Annotated in this window: 9 protein-coding genes and 2 pseudogenes; all 11 read right to left on the minus strand. The window is 67.2% G+C overall.

Features of this window, described 5'->3' with window-relative positions; all coding sequences use genetic code 11:
• Complete coding sequence (locus BN971_RS05380; protein ID WP_085181811.1) at positions 1 to 495, minus strand: arginine repressor; 495 nt, start codon at positions 493 to 495, stop codon at positions 1 to 3.
• Positions 495 to 1,418 carry an ornithine carbamoyltransferase gene (argF, locus tag BN971_RS05385; protein WP_085181810.1) on the minus strand — a complete coding sequence of 308 codons (924 nt, stop codon included), beginning with the start codon at positions 1,416 to 1,418 and terminating at the stop codon, positions 495 to 497. The genes BN971_RS05380 and argF overlap by 1 nt, the downstream gene beginning before the upstream one ends.
• Positions 1,415 to 2,605 carry an acetylornithine transaminase gene (locus BN971_RS05390; RefSeq protein ID WP_264028423.1) on the minus strand — a complete coding sequence of 397 codons (1,191 nt, stop codon included), beginning with the start codon at positions 2,603 to 2,605 and terminating at the stop codon, positions 1,415 to 1,417. The genes argF and BN971_RS05390 overlap by 4 nt, the downstream gene beginning before the upstream one ends.
• Complete coding sequence (gene argB / locus BN971_RS05395) at positions 2,602 to 3,489, minus strand: acetylglutamate kinase (protein ID WP_085181809.1); 888 nt, start codon at positions 3,487 to 3,489, stop codon at positions 2,602 to 2,604. The genes BN971_RS05390 and argB overlap by 4 nt, the downstream gene beginning before the upstream one ends.
• Positions 3,486 to 4,694: a bifunctional glutamate N-acetyltransferase/amino-acid acetyltransferase ArgJ gene (gene argJ / locus BN971_RS05400; RefSeq protein WP_085181808.1), complete on the minus strand. Its 1,209-nt coding sequence runs from the start codon at positions 4,692 to 4,694 to the stop codon at positions 3,486 to 3,488. The genes argB and argJ overlap by 4 nt, the downstream gene beginning before the upstream one ends.
• Positions 4,691 to 5,750: pseudogene (gene argC, locus BN971_RS05405) on the minus strand (N-acetyl-gamma-glutamyl-phosphate reductase). Before argC ends, argJ begins: the two are co-directional and overlap by 4 nt.
• 110 nt (positions 5,751 to 5,860) lie before the next feature.
• Positions 5,861 to 8,164: a PE domain-containing protein gene (locus BN971_RS05410; protein WP_090349843.1), complete on the minus strand. Its 2,304-nt coding sequence runs from the start codon at positions 8,162 to 8,164 to the stop codon at positions 5,861 to 5,863.
• A 365-nt stretch (positions 8,165 to 8,529) separates the two neighbouring features.
• Positions 8,530 to 9,981 (minus strand): PE family protein, encoded by a 1,452-nt coding sequence (locus BN971_RS05415; RefSeq protein WP_139027049.1) that lies wholly within the window; start codon positions 9,979 to 9,981, stop codon positions 8,530 to 8,532.
• A gap of 759 nt (positions 9,982 to 10,740) precedes the next feature.
• On the minus strand, positions 10,741 to 12,600 hold the full coding sequence (locus BN971_RS05420; RefSeq protein WP_090349846.1) for a PE family protein: 1,860 nt from the start codon (positions 12,598 to 12,600) through the stop codon (positions 10,741 to 10,743).
• Between the two features lie 477 nt (positions 12,601 to 13,077).
• Positions 13,078 to 13,197 (minus strand): annotated as a pseudogene (locus BN971_RS26580) (hypothetical protein); the annotation flags it as partial.
• 186 nt (positions 13,198 to 13,383) lie between these two features.
• Positions 13,384 to 15,027, minus strand: a complete 1,644-nt coding sequence (locus tag BN971_RS05430; protein WP_169718574.1) for a PE family protein — start codon at positions 15,025 to 15,027, stop codon at positions 13,384 to 13,386.
• Positions 15,028 to 15,089 lie beyond the last annotated feature (62 nt).

Here is a 15,089-nt window from a genome sequence, read left to right on the forward strand (position 1 = left end):
CTAGGTAAGACTTTCGAGCGTGCTGGCCAGCTCCGCGCCGGTCATCGGGTCGCGGGCGGCCACGAAGACGGTGTCGTCACCGGCGATGGTGCCGACGACGTACGGTAGCGCCGCGCGGTCAATGGCGCTGGCCAAATAGTTGGCCCCGCCGGGCGGGGTGCGCAGCACCGCGAGGTTCGCGCTGGAGTCGGCGGACACCAGTAACTCGCCGAGCAGCCGGGACAGCCGCGCGGTGCCGCCCGACACGCCGCGCACCGGGCTGCCGTCCTCGGGAACGATATAGACACCCACGCCGCCGTCGGCGCCGCGCAGCTTCACCGCACCCAACTCCTCGAGGTCGCGGGACAGCGTGGCCTGGGTGACCTCGATGCCCTCGTCGGCCAGCCGGGCCGCCAGCTCGCTTTGGCTGCTGATCGACGCCGAGGACAGGATCGCCACGATGCGGTCCTGGCGTCCGGCCCGGGTGGTTTCGGGGGTGGTCTTCGATCGCGTCATCAGCGCCGCTCCAGCAGCCACACCAGCAGCGCCTTCTGCGCGTGCAGCCGATTCTCGGCCTCGTCCCACACGGCGCTGGCCGGCCCGTCCATCACCTCATTGGTGATCTCGTGCCCGCGGTGGGCCGGAAGGCAATGCAGCACAATGGCTTCCGGGTCCGCCAGGCCCAGCAGCCGCGCGTTGACCTGAAACGGCCAGAACGGCTCGACCCGGTCGAGCCCGTCGTCCTCCTGGCCCATCGACGTCCAGGTGTCGGTCACCAGGACGTCGGCGCCCGCGGCGGCCGCGTCCGCGTCGGCGGTCACGGTGACCGAGGCGTCGGTAGTTTCGGCGCGCTCTGCGGCCGCCGCCACGTATGCGGGATCGGGGGCGAAGCCGCCCGGCGCGGCGACGGTGACGTGGATGCCGGCGGTCACCCCGCCGAGCATCAGCGAATGCGCCATGTTGTTGGCGCCGTCACCGAAATAGGCCAGCCGCAAGCCTTTTAGCGATCCCTTGCGCTCAGCGATAGTCTGCAGGTCGGCGAGCACCTGGCAGGGGTGGAACTCGTCGGAGAGCGCGTTGACCACCGGCACGGTCGCGGTCGAGGCCATGGCCTCGAGCCGGTCCTGCCCGAACGTGCGCCACACGATGGCCTCGACGTAGCGGGACAACACCTGCGCGGTGTCCTGCAGGGTTTCGTCGCGGCCCAGCTGGGTGCTGCGTCCGTCGACGACGACGGCGTGACCGCCGAGCTGGGCGATGCCCACTTCGAAGGAGAACCGGGTGCGGGTGGAGTTCTTGTCGAAGATGACCGCGACCCCGCGCGGGCCCTCCAGCGGCCGAGCGCTGAACGGGTCCTTCTTCAGTTCGGCGGCCAGTTGCAGCACCTCGGCCTGTTCGTCGGGCGACAGGTCGTCGTCGCGCAGAAAGTGCCGGATCATGCTGCTTCCCTGGCAATGTCGAGGATGCCGGGCAGGGCGGCGATGAACCCGTCAAGCTGGGCCTCGGTCACGATCAGCGGCGGCGCCAACCGGATCACATCGGGTGCCGCGGCGTTGATGAGGAATCCGCGCTCGCGAGCGGCCGTTTCGGCCTCCTTGGCCCGCGGCGCTGTCAGCGCGATGCCCCAGAGCAGGCCACGGCCGCGGACGTGGTCGATCAGCGGGTGGCCGAGCGCTTCGATGCCGTGGCGCACCGACTTGCCCACCACCTCGGCATGGCGCACGAGGTCTTCGGCCGCCAGGACCCGCAGCACCGCCAGCGCCGCCGCGGTACAGATCGGGTTCCCGCCGAAGGTGCTGCCGTGCAGGCCGGGTGTGAGCAGTTCGGCGGCCGGACCGACGGCCAGGCAGGCCCCGATGGGCAGGCCGCCGCCGAGCCCCTTCGCCAAAGTCACCACGTCGGGAGTGATGCCGTCGTGCTGGTGGGCGAAAAAGGCGCCGGTGCGGCCCATCCCGGTCTGTACCTCGTCGAGCACCAGCAGGGCGCCGTGCCGCGCGGTGATGTCGCGCGCGGCGGCCAAGTAGCCCTCGGGCGGCACGACCACGCCGCACTCCCCCATGATCGGTTCGAGGAACACCGCGGCGGTGTCATCTCCGACCGCGGCGGCCAGCGCGTCGACGTCGCCGTACGGCACGTGCGTGACGTCCCCGGGCAGCGGCTCGAACGGTGCTTGTTTGGCCGGCTGACCGGTCAGCGCGAGCGCTCCCATCGTGCGGCCGTGGAAAGCGCCCTGCGCGGCAACCAGTTTCGTTCGTCCGGTGAGCCGGGAGAGCTTGAACGCCGCTTCGTTGGCTTCGGCCCCGGAGTTGCAGAACAGGACCCGTGCCGGGGCGTCGGCCCCCAGCAGCGCGACCAGTTCTTCGGCCAGCGTGATACCGGGTTCGGTGGCATAGAGATTGGAGGTGTGGCCCAGCGTGGCCATCTGATGCGTGACGGCCTCGATGACCGCGGGATGACGATGGCCGAGAACGTTGACCGCGATGCCCCCGAGCAGGTCCAGATAGGTGTTGCCGTCCACGTCGGTGACCACGGCGCCCTCGCCGCTGGCGAGCGCGACCGGCGGGGTGCCGTAGTTGTTCATCATCACGGCCTCCCAGCGCTGCCGCATCTCCTCCGTGTGAGTCACGCCTTCACCACCTTGGTGCCGGTCCCGGCGTCGGTGAAAAGCTCAACCAGCACACAGTGTTTGACCCTTCCGTCGATGACGTGGGCGCTCGGCACGCCCCCGGTGACGGCCCGCAGACAGGCTTCCACCTTCGGAATCATCCCCGCCTCCAGCGTCGGCAGCAGTTGCGCCAAAGTGGCGGAGTCTATTTCGCTGACCAACGAGTCGCGGTCCGGCCAGCTGGTGTAGAGGCCTTCGACATCGGTGAGCATCAGCAGCTTCTCGGCGTGCAGCGCTTCGGCCAGCGCGGCTGCGGCGGTGTCGGCGTTGACGTTGTGCACCACGCCGTCGGCGTCCGGCGCCAGCGTCGACACCACCGGGATGCGCCGCGCCGCAATGAGGTCCAGCACCGCGTCCGTATTGACCTTGTCGACATCACCGACCAGACCGATGTCGGTGACCACCCCGTCGACGGTGACGCTGCGGCGCACGGCCGTGAACAGTTGCGCGTCCTCGCCGGTGATGCCGACGGCGTAGGGCCCGTGGGCGTTGATCAGGTTCACCAGTTCGCGGCCGACCTGCCCGAACAACACCATCCGCGCCACGTCGAGCACTTCGGGAGTGGTGACCCGGAAGCCGCCCTTGAAATCACCCTCGAGACCGAGCCGGCGCAGCATTGCGGTGATCTGCGGTCCGCCGCCGTGCACGACGACCGGGTGGATGCCGCAGTTACGCAGGAACGCCATGTCGGCCGCGAAGGCTTGGCGCAGCACGTCGTCGGTCATGGCGTTGCCGCCGTACTTGATGACGACGATCTTGCCGTGCAGTTGCTTCAGCCAGGGCAAGGCCTCGGCCAGGATCTCGGCCTTGACCCCGGTGGCCAGTGCTTCGGTATCGATGGTCATGAACTGTAGGCCGAGTTCTCTTCGACGTAACCGTGGGACAGGTCGGTGGTGCGGATCGCGGCGCGGCACTGGCCGACGCGCAGGTCGACGGTGATGTCGATGTCGGCGGCCGACAGGTCCACCTCGCGGGCGCCCGGGGTGCCGACCCCGTCGACGCAAACCGGGGATCCGTTGAACGACACCGTAATTCGATCAGGATCGAGGCTGACCGGCGCCATGCCGACCGCGGCAAGCACGCGGCCCCAGTTCGGGTCGGACCCGAACACCGCCGTCTTGACCAGGCTGTCACGAGCGATCACCCGCGCCGCGGTCACCGCGTCCTCTTCGGAGGCCGCACCCGTCACGGTCACGGTGACCCGCTTGGTCACCCCTTCGGCGTCGGCCTGCAGCTGGGCGCACAGGTCGTCGCAGACACCCAGCACCGCCTCGTCGAGTGCATCCTGCGGCGGCGCGATCCCGCTGGCCCCCGACGCCAGCAACAGGACGGTGTCGTTGGTCGAGCAGCAGCCGTCGACGTCGAGCCGGTCGAAGGTGCGGGCGGTGGCGTGGCGCAGCGCCCGGTCGAGCGCCGCGGGCTCGACCACGGCGTCGGTGGTGAGCACGCATAGCATCGTGGCCAGGGACGGCGCCAGCATACCGGCCCCTTTGGCCATGCCGCCGACGGTCCAGTTGTCCGGATGGTGCAGCGCAACCTGTTTGGGGACGGTGTCGGTGGTCATGATGGCCTGCGCGGCTTCGTCGCCGCCCCCCAGGCCGCCCGCCATCTGCCGGACGATCTCCACGACGCCGGCGAGCACCTTGTCCATCGGCAGCCGGTCACCGATCAACCCGGTGGAGCAGACCGCGACTTCGATCGGTCCGGTCTCGGTGCCCCAGTCCGACAGCGCGGCGGCGACGGCCTCGGCGGTGGCGTGGGTGTCCTGGAATCCGCCGGGTCCGGTACAGGCGTTGGCACCCCCGGAATTGAGGATCACCGCCCGCAGCTGCCCGGTGGTCAGCACCTGCTGGGTCCACAGCACCGGCGCGGCTTTGACTTTGTTGCGGGTGAACACCCCGGCGGCGGCGTGGTCCGGCCCTTCGTTGAGCACGAGGGCGAGGTCGCGCTTGCCGGACGCCTTGATGCCGGCCGCGATGCCGGCGGCCCGGAACCCGGCGGGGGCGGTGACGCCCTGCTCGCGCAACAATCGTGCCGTGGTGCGAGTCACGGGGCGACCCCCACCACTGAAAGGCCTTCCGTCTCGGGCCAATCCAGGGCGATGTTCATCGACTGCACTGCGGCGCCACCCGTGCCCTTGACCAGGTTGTCGATCGCCGCGATCGCCACGAACGTCTCGGCCGCCTCGTCCACCGCGACCGCGATATGCGCCGCGTTACTGCCGATCACGGCTCCGGTCCGGGGCAGCTGACCCTCGGGCATCAGATAGACGAACGGCTCTGCGTCATAAGCCTTTTCATAGGCGGCCTGCAGCTGCGACAGCGGCGAGCGGGTACGCGCGGTGCACGTGGCGAGGATGCCGCGCGACGTCGGTATGAGCACCGGGGTGAACGACACCGTCACGCCACGGTCCGTCACCGCCCCCAGGCCTTGGGCGATCTCGGGGGTGTGCCGGTGCGCGCCAGCGATGTTGTAGGCCCGAGCCGATCCGATGACCTCCGAGCCGAGCAGATCCGTCTTGGCCGCGCGACCGGCCCCGGACGTGCCGCTGACGGCCACCACCGTGACGGCGGCCTCGATCAGGTCCTCGGCGAGTGCAGGCCACAACGCCAGCAGCGCAGCGGTGGGGTAACAGCCGGGAACCGCGATGCGCCGCGCGCCACGCAATCGCTCCCGCCCACCGGGCAGTTCCGGAAGGCCATAGGGCCAGCTTCCGGCGTGCGGGGATTCGTAGAACCGCTCCCAGGCCTTGGCGTCGGCGAGCCGGAAGTCGGCGCCGCAGTCGATGACCAGGGTGTCGTGGCCGAGCCGTTCGGCCAGCGCCGCCGAATGTCCGTGCGGCAATGCCAGGAAGACCACGTCATGGCCGGCCAGGACGGCCGGGTCAGTGGGCTCGACCAACCGCTGCCCCAACGGCGTCAGGTGGGGGTGGTGCTCGCCCAGCCTGGTGCCGGCACTGGCTGCGGCGGTCACGGCGCCGATCGACATGCGGCCGTCGGCGTAGGCGGGATGCCCCAGCAGCAACCGCAGAATCTCACCGCCCGCGTAGCCGCTGGCCCCGGCAACCGCCACCTTCAATACGTCGGCCATTCCGCCGATTCTGCATGATTATGCAGTGGTTTGCAAATCCATTCTCTGTCGCTAAAGGCAGCGCCCCGGAGAGCTGTGTCGGTTGTGGGCCCGACACTCTCCGGGGCGCTGAGCGGGTGATGCCTCCTAGGCCGCTACGCCGATGCCCAGGCTGGCATTCAGTGCGGCCTGCAGGGACAGGCCCAGGTCGGTCAGGGCGGTCTCCACGGAGGCCGTCAGAGAACCGCCGGTCTGGAGCAGCCCGGCGGCGGCGTCCTCGACTCCCACCGCGATGGACTCGCCGGTCTGGAAGAGACTCGGGAACGCGACGCCGACGCTGGCTTCAAGACCGGTGCCGAGCGCGTCGGCCACGGCTGCGGTGGTGTCCACCCAGATGTTCGTCAGGGTGCCGCCGGTCTGCGCCAGGCCCATCAACGCGCCACCGAGGCTGCCGCCCAGCGTCTCGCCGGCGCGAACCAGGCCAGCGAGGCCGCCGGTGAGACCGCCTGTCAGCGTCCCGCCGGCCTGGAGCAGGCCGTTGAGAGCGCCACCGAGGCTCGCCGACAGTGCCGCGTTGATCGTCAGTCCCAGGTTGGGCAGCGACAAGTTCGGCAACGCGGCAAAGAAGCTGGCGGCCAGGTTCTCGCCGGTCTGGATCGCAGCATTCAGGCCGGCCCCGATGTTGCCAGCCAGGTTGCCGAGCCCCGTGGCGAAGTTCGCCGCCAGCGTCTCACCCGTCTGAATGAACCCGTTGAAGTTGGCGCCCAGGTTCAGGCTGCCGCTCAGCATCGCGTTCAGCGACGCCCCCAACCCGTTCAGCGAGGCGCTAAGCGAGCCACTGAGCCCATTCAGTGCGGCGCTGAGTTCCACACCCAGGTTGCCGAAGTCCGGCAGCGTCGGGAGTGTGAACGGTGGGAGCGCCGGCAGCGTGAACGGCGGCAAGCCCGGCAGGGCCAGGTTACCGGTCAACACCGCATTGATGGCCGCGTTGATGTCGGCACCCAGATTGGGCAGGCCCGGCAGCGGCGGGAACGTCAACGGCGGCAACGTGAACGGCGGCAAGCCGGGCAGGGCCAGGTTACCGGTCAGCACCGCGTTGATGGCCGCGTTGATGTCGGCACCCAGATTCGGCAGACCCGGCAGCGGCGGGAACGTCAACGGCGGCAGGGTGAACGGCGGCAGACCGGGCAGCGCCAGGTTACCCGTCAGCACCGCGTTGATGGCCGCGTTGATGTCGGCACCGATGTTGGGCAGCGGAGGCAGGCCCGGCAAGGTCAACGGCGGCAGGGTGAACGGCGGCAGACCCGGCAGCGCCAGGTTACCCGTCAACACCGCATTGATCGCCGCATTGATGTCCGCACCCAGATTCGGCAGACCCGGCAACGACGGGAACGTCAACGGCGGCAGGGTGAACGGCGGCAGACCCGGCAACGCCAGGTTACCCGTCAACACCGCATTGATCGCCGCATTGATGTCGGCACCCAAATTCGGCAGACCCGGCAACGACGGGAACGTCAACGGCGGCAACGTGAACGGCGGCAGACCCGGCAACGCCAGGTTACCCGTCAACACCGCATTGATCGCCGCATTGATGTCGGCACCCAAATTCGGCAGACCCGGCAACGACGGGAACGTCAACGGCGGCAACGTGAACGGCGGCAGACCCGGCAACGCCAGGTTACCCGTCAACACCGCATTGATCGCCGCATTGATGTCCGCACCCAGGTTGCCTGCCAGCGTCGCTCCCGTTTGCGCTAGGCCACTCAAGCTGCCACCGACGCCTGCGTTCAAAGCCGCGCTGATGTTGGCCGCGAAGTCCGCGCTCAAAAGCGCCGAAAGGGCGGCGTTAGCCTGCGCGACCATCTGGGCGCCCATAGCCGACAGGAACGCACCGCTGCTTTCCAGGGCGAGCCCGGCCTGCACGATGGCGTTACCGGTCTGAACCATCCCGTTGCCGATACCCGACAGGATGAAACCGCCTGTCTGGGCGGCGATCCCGCCGAGACCGTCACCGAGGAGGGTCTCCAGGGTAGCACCGAGCCCCGCGCCCAGGCTCGTGCTCAATCCACCCGACAGCGACCCGCCGAGCGAGGCGCCAAACCCGGCGAGCGCACCGCCGAAGTCCGCTGCGAGGGAACCACCACCCGACAGCAGCGCCGCGCTATTCGCGACCTCGGCCGACACATAGGCGGCCGCCCCGCCCCCCACAGCGTTGACGAACGAGTTATGGAACGCCGCGACTTCCGCGTTGAGCGCCTGGAATTCCTCGCCGAACGAACCGAAGAGCGCTGCGATCGCCGACGACACCTCGTCGCCGGCTGCAGGAACCAACCCCGTAGTAGGACCCGCGACCGCCCGAGCGACCTCATCGAGCGCTGAGCGGATGCTTGTCAGATCCTGTGCTGCTGCCTCGACTACATCCGGAACCGCAAATACGAAAGACATGTTCATCTCCCCACGACAAATGAACTGCGAAGCCCGACGAGTCCAGGCAAAAGTCAGCCTAATTACGGCCTTGCGTACGTTGCCCGAAAACCATTGTTTTCAAGAGCAACTGATTACGGGCCGGCGCCCCCGGGCGAAGTTGGTCGCCTAGCCGGGGAATCGGCGTGTTGGCCTTCGCTCCCGAAAATACCGCTTCGCTGCAGTTTTCGCAGGCAAATTGGCAGAAATTTCTGCACGAGCGTCCAATTCCCGTCCCTGATAGGTGATCTCGGCCCGCTCGCTGACCCGCGCGAAACCTGGCGGGGGCGGCGTGTCACGAACCCTGCTGGCGCTCACAGTCGTCGGTCGAGAGCCCCGGCACCGACAGGCGGCTAGAAGCTCAGTATGGGCAGTGATATCAACGGCGGGGGGGGCGCCGGGGGGCCAATCGCCTGCGCGAGCTGTTGCGGCGCGTAGTTGATTAGGAAGGGTAGGAGCCCGGTGAAGGGTGTACTTCCGACGCCCAGGTCAACGATGAGTGGCGGCAGGACGGCGCTATTCAGAAGCGTGACCGTTACCGTCACCGGGTAGTAACCGGGAGGGTGAAGCAATCCGTCCAGCGGGAAGTTACCGACCACACTGACGTTGGCGATTTGCCCGACCGCAGGCCCCGTCAGGCTGGACAGGTTCAGCGCATACGGGTACGTCGCCTGGCCATTGAGGAATGCGTTGGTGATCACGGCCGGTGCGTCGAAGAGGGCGGCAAACGCGCCGGCCCCGTTCCCGGCCTGCATCGCGGCCGTGAACGCTGACGCGCTGGCGCCGGCCGCCTCCAACGCGGCAACCGGCGGGCCCAACACGCTGGCTCCGAACACCAGCGGCAAACCGACGGCGTTTTCGACGGTCGCACTCAGGGGTGATACGGACAGGTCCAAAGACGAAGTAACGCTCGTATTGGTCAGCGTCGCAATGACATTGGCGAAGTTGTGGCCCATGTCGCCGGGGATGGCGGAGATGGGCTGCAGATTCCCCGTTTGGAACGCCGTGGCGATGATCTGGCCGTAACCGATCTGATTTGCGATGACCTGCCGCAGGAACGGGAAGGGGTCGGCCAGCCAGGATGCGCCGAGGTTTTGCAGGTTGGCCCAGGTATCGGCGAAGAGCTCTTGATACGGCCCCCAGAGGCCGGAGTAGTAGGGGCCGGCGCCGGTTTGTATTTGTATCAGCCCGGGCAGCAGGGAGTTCGCGACGCCGGTCAGCGAATTTTCGAGCCCCGTCACGAGACTGGGGAAACCTGGAATCCCGCCCGACAGAAGCGAATTGAGGCCGCTGCCGAGGGTGCTCCCCAGTGAACCAAGGCCTCCGAGACCACTGAGTAGACCACCGCTTCCCGTCAAACCACCCAGCAGCCCACCGCTTCCCGTCAAGCCACCAAGGAGCCCACCGCTGGTGCCGCCGCCCAGTAGTCCGCCCAGGAGGTCGGTCGAAGCGGCGGCCACCGAGCTGCCGCCGGACAACGCCTGCGCCGGTGCGCTTACAGCGTTAGCCAGGGCCTGCTCAGCGTTGGCGACCTCCGTGCTGAGGTATGCGGCCGCGCCCGCGTTGATCGACTTGACGAACTCGGCGTGAAAAGCCTGAGCCTGAGCAGTGAATGCCTGGAATTCCTGGCCGACGCTTCCGAACATCGCAGCGATCGCGGCGGAGACCTCGTCAGCCGCGGCAGGCACCACTCCGGTCGTAGGACCCGCGACGGCCGCCGCGACATCCGCCAACGACGCGCGTATGCCGGCTAAATCTTGCGCGGCAACCTCAACCAGATCGGGAACAGCAACGACAAAGGACATAGCCCCCATCCCCCTCAATCACTTGCGGCGAACATCCCCGGTGAGTGTCAAGTAAACATGAGGCTAATAGGCAATCGTTTTGGCGCGCAGGAGAACCACCGGATTGCGGCACAGAAAACGAAAAATCCGGCATTAAAGCGAAACGCCTGTTGCAGAGCCCGTGCTTGTCAGCCGACTACGCCATGAGCGCCTTCGGCGCATACGTCAAGACCGAGGGCAGCTCGACCCCTCACTGTGACGTTACGGAAGACTGGCACACCCGGTGCCGTCACAGTCAGCGTCCGGGGCTGGGACAGGCTAGAGACCGTTAAAGGGATGTCTGCCGTGACCGAAACTTCCGGCGGTGACGGGGTTGCACGCAAGCGTCTTGAACAAGCGGTTGGCGATAGTGTCCGACGCGACGACGAGAGGGGTGCGTCAAGGCGGTAAGCGGGTCGCCGGTGGGCAGAGTTCCGGAAATCGTTGTGCTGGTGACTATTACGGCACTGTCGATGTTGACTGCCGCATCAAACGCGTCGAACGCCGGAGTTCTGGCAGCCGGATGCCCAGTACGAGTGACGTACTGACGGACTCACGTGACGTCAGCGTGAGGGACCCACGGGAAGAGCGAGTTCTTGCGGGCCCCAACCGAGCTGTCCGGTGATGTTCAGGACTGAGAGCGGGTTGGCGGTCAGGAAATCCGTGCCACTGCCGCAACGGAAAGCGCGGGCCGATAAAAGGGCTCAGGTACGCGCCTTATCGACGCACACCGTCGGCGAATTACATGCCGGGCGTGATCGCCGACGCCAGCTGCTCGGGCGCGTACACCAGCAGGGCGGTGGCGAGGCCGCTGAGCGGCGTACCGCCGACCGGCGAGGTAACGGTCCCGATCGCGGTGTTCACCGATGCTGTGTAGCCGGTTTGCGGGACGAGAATTCCGTTCAGCGGAAGGTTCACAGTAGCGGGTAAGCCGCTGATGTCGAATTGTATGGGCATCGTCGACTGGCCATTGAGAAAAGCATCGCCGACATAGGCCGGACCGTCGACCAGTGTGCTGATTGCACCAAGTGAATTCCCGGTCTGCAGCTGGCCGATTAATTGCGATGCACCGGCGGATGCTGCATCCAGTGCATTGATCGGCGCCCCGATGGCGTCCAGGCCGAGCGCCACCGGCAGCCCAGCCGTCAGGTTGACGGAGAGGGTGGCGGACGGCGGAAAGATCCTGACTGAAAGTAACGCCTGCGCGACGAGCGACGTGTCGGTCACCGTCTGGATCACGTTGGTGGCGTTTTGCGCGACCTGGGACGCGATCGAGCCGGAAGGCAGCAGGTTGGTGAGGTTCTGGGCCCGCATACCCGGAATGGTCAGGAGCGGGAGCAGGTCCTCCACAGTGCCAGTTGGGGTGATCGTCGCGGTGACCCCGGGCGGCGTGGTGACACTTCCGGTGGTGGCGACATTGACACCGGTGACAAAGAGATTCAGGAATCCCCCGGTGACGTCGGCCAGCGCCCCGCCGATATTGCCGGTCAGCAGCTCCTGGAATGCCGACTGGAAGGCCGCCGGCAACGCCTGCAGCCCGGTCACGAAGGATTGGCCGGCACCTTGGAGCGCCGTGGCCCACATGTTGGCGAAAGTCATCTGGTTATTGATGAACTGCTGGATGTACGGCGCCGGGTTGAACGCCAAAAGCGCCTGGAATGCCGCCTGAACGTTAGCCGGCAAATTGGCTAATACCGTGGGAAAGTTTTGGAGCAGATATTGGAGGTCGCCGGCGATCGTGTTCGCGTAACCAGTCGCATTCGTAATGAGCTGGTGCAGCAGTGGCGCCGGATTTGCCGATATGGCCCCACCGAGAGTTTCGAGGTTGGCGACGGTGTTGTCGAAGAGTGTTTGATAGGGGCCGGTGACACCGCCGGTGCTCGCGCCGGCGGGCAACAGGCTGGGCGCCAACGCATTTCCATAGGACTGGAGGGTTGTCGGCAGAGCGGCGATGTCCCTGGACAGGGTTTGCAGGCCGGCCCCGATCGAGCCGGAAAGCAGTGACAAACCGTTGCCGCTCTGCAGCGCGGCCACGACGCCGTTGATGTTCGAGACCAAAGATCCGCCGCCAAGACCGCCCAGCATCGACCCCACCGGCGCCACGCCGCCCAGCATCGACCCCACCGGCGCCACGCCGCCAAGACCGCCGAGCAGCGAGCCCACCCCCCCGCCCCCTAGACCGCCGAGGATCGGGAGGACAGCCGCCGGTGTCACAGCACCGACAGTCGAGGCCGCAGCCGCGACGGCGCTGCTCGCGCCTGCGGCCGCGCCCATCAGCCCGTGAACCGGCGCGTCGAGCGCGTTCATCAACGCCTGTTCGGCGTTGGCGACCTCGGTGTTGACGTAGGCGCCGACACTGGCATTCAGCAGGTTGACGAAGTCCGCGTGGAACGCCTGGGTCTGGGCGCTGAGTACCTGGTATTCCTGGCCGAACGAGTTGAATACGGCCGCCACCCCTGCGGACACTTGATCCTCGGCCGCGGCAGCCACGGCCGTGGTGGGTTCCGCGACCGTGGCACTCGCATCTTCGAGCGATGAGTGGATATTGGCCAGGTTCTGGGCGGCGGTCTGCACCTTTCCGGGCTCAACCTGAAAAGACATATCCACCTCCCATCGACCCAGCCGCGACGGTTACTGCATTAACACCCAGGAAAACAAAGCTTAATAGCCTCCGACCTGCTCCCGAGCAGGAAAATGAAAATTCTGGTTGTCGGCGTGACCGGGCGACGGGCAAACTGCAGCATCGCAACACAATCACCGCAGTCCAGGGGCCTAACGGCGGGCGAGCGGCCGCACACCGGCCCCGAAGCGGTATCCCGGTCCGACCGCAATTACGCGCTGAGCGTAATCACCGGCGTCAACGCCGACCGATGCTCAGCAAGCCGGCTCCCCGTCGGCCGTCCGGCGGGAAATGGAAACGAGCCATTGAGGTTGGTGAAGAGGTGCCAAGAACGCGCCGCCGACCTCGAGGAGCCCGCCGGTGAGATCGCCGCCCATCATCGTCTGATCCCGGTCTGGAATGGTTGGTTGGTCGGTTCGCGACCTCCGCGGGCAAGCTCTGGGTGGCGCAAGAAATGCTTAAGCGCGCAATTCCGCGCCGACGGCCTCGGCCGCGCGGCGCACCGCGGCATCGCGGGCGGTGCTGGCGTCGTCTTCGGTCAGCGTGCGATCGGGCGCACGGAACCGCAGCGCGAAGGTCTTGACCCGCGCCAGCGCATCGAGGTCGCCGGCGAGCGCGATGGCCCGCTCGGCGGCGTTGACCGCGTGGGCCAACGCGTCCGGCGACAAGTCGACACGGTCCGCCGGAATCAGCCCCAACGACGAGTGAGGGTCGGGACGCCGGCTTACACCGACGGCCCGACCCTCAATGACTGACTGGTGCGGCTAGTCGGCGATGTCCGCCGCCAACTGGGCGGGGAAACTCAGCAGCCCCGGAATGAGGCCACCGATCGGGGTCCCACCCGAGAGTTCGAGCTGCAACATCGTCCCGTCCAAATTGACCAGCACCTCGGGGGTGCTGAGCGGAGTGAGAAGCCCGCCGAGCGGCAGGTAGGTGGTCGACGGCAGGGTAAGCCCGAACAGGGAGACCGTTGCCGTGGGCAGCGCTACGACGGTGGTGCCGTTGAGGAAGGCGTTGGCCACGACAGCCGGGGCATCCAGGAGCGTGGCGGCGGCCGCCGACGCGTTCCCCGCTTGCAGCGCGCTGACCAGCGCCACCCCGGTGGAGTTGAGCGCGCTCAAGGCGTTCGCCGGCGCACCGATCCCATCCAAGAGGAGCTGCAGCGGGATCCCGAAATTCAGATTGGCGACATCGCTGATGAAAAGCGTCGTCCCCAGATTGGTGAAGGCGTTGATCAGATTGGTCGCGTGCTGCGCGATCTGCGCGGGGATAGTGCCGGCAGGCAACAGGTTGGTGAAGCCCTGCGCCATCTGTCCGGGGATTGCCAGGATGGGCAACAGGTCCCCCAACGGACCGATCGGCACGATATCGATGAGAACCGACGATCCCGCCGGCCCTACCTGAACGCCATTGAAGCCAGGAAGGAAGGCATTGACCAACGCATCATTGAGCACCGAATAGGCCGCAGAGGGGTTGCCCGCCAGTAGATCCTGGAAGGCCGTCAGGAAGGCCGGCGGCAAGGTTTGCACCCCGGTAACGAAGTCCTGTGCGGCACTCTGCAAGGACGTCGCGATCGTCTGCGCGTAGCCGATCTGGTTGTTGACGAACTGCTGCAGCAAGGCGCCCGGGTTGAAGGTCGCCAGCCCCTGGATGCCGGTTTGGATCGTCGCCGGCAGATTGGCCAACTCGGCGGGCAGGTTCTGAATGCCGGTCGCGATCGACGAGGCGATCGTCTGCCCATAGCCAATCTGGTTAGTGGCGAGTTGGTGCAGGAACGGGAACGGGTTGCTCACCACGGTGTTCCCGATGGCCTGCAGGTTGGTGACGGTGTTCGAAACCAGCGCCTGATACGGCGCGGCGACGGTGGCGCCGAACGAGCTGATGCCGCTCATCGCCGCGGCCGCCCCGCCCGTCTGCACCGCCCCGAGTCCGATGGGCGAGCCGGCGATCGCGTTCGAAATGGCTTGCGCGCCAGTCTGAATCTGTCCACCGACGAACCCGCCGAGGCCACCGTTGCCCAACGCGGCCACCGCGCCGTTGAGCTCCGCGCCGACGTTGCCGGCCGCCTGGCCGACGCTGCCGAGGACGCCCCCATCCAGGGCACCGCCCAGCATGGTCTGCGCCGCGTTGGCGGTCTCGGCGCTGGCGTAGGCACCCGCGCCCGCATTCATCAAGGAGACGAACTGCTGGTGGAACGACTGAGCTTGGGCGCTAACGGCCTGGAACTGCTGGCCGAAGTTGCCGAACATCGATGCGATCGCGACCGATACCTCGTCCTGCGCCGCCGTCGCGATCCCAGTAGTGGGACCGGCCGCGTTTGCCGCGGCCTCGGCCAGCGACGAACGAATACCCGCCAGGTTCGTGGCCGCGCTCTCGACCAGCTCCGGCGTAGCGATCACAAATGACATGTCCACCCTCTCGTAGGGCCACCGGCGGTGACCGGCGGTCATTCAATTCGGCACAGTCGAAT

Source organism: Mycobacterium bohemicum DSM 44277 (assembly GCF_001053185.1).
GTDB lineage: Bacteria > Actinomycetota > Actinomycetes > Mycobacteriales > Mycobacteriaceae > Mycobacterium > Mycobacterium bohemicum.

Bases quoted from the DNA above. Each gene is read 5' to 3' on its own strand.
- BN971_RS05380 (WP_085181811.1), bottom strand. From the start codon at position 495: ATGACGCGATCGAAGACCACCCCCGAAACCACCCGGGCCGGACGCCAG.
- argF (WP_085181810.1), bottom strand. From the start codon at position 1,418: ATGATCCGGCACTTTCTGCGCGACGACGACCTGTCGCCCGACGAACAG.
- argB (WP_085181809.1), bottom strand. From the start codon at position 3,489: ATGACCATCGATACCGAAGCACTGGCCACCGGGGTCAAGGCCGAGATC.
- BN971_RS05410 (WP_090349843.1), bottom strand. From the start codon at position 8,164: ATGAACATGTCTTTCGTATTTGCGGTTCCGGATGTAGTCGAGGCAGCA.
- BN971_RS05415 (WP_139027049.1), bottom strand. From the start codon at position 9,981: ATGTCCTTTGTCGTTGCTGTTCCCGATCTGGTTGAGGTTGCCGCGCAA.
- BN971_RS05420 (WP_090349846.1), bottom strand. From the start codon at position 12,600: ATGTCTTTTCAGGTTGAGCCCGGAAAGGTGCAGACCGCCGCCCAGAAC.
- BN971_RS05430 (WP_169718574.1), bottom strand. From the start codon at position 15,027: ATGTCATTTGTGATCGCTACGCCGGAGCTGGTCGAGAGCGCGGCCACG.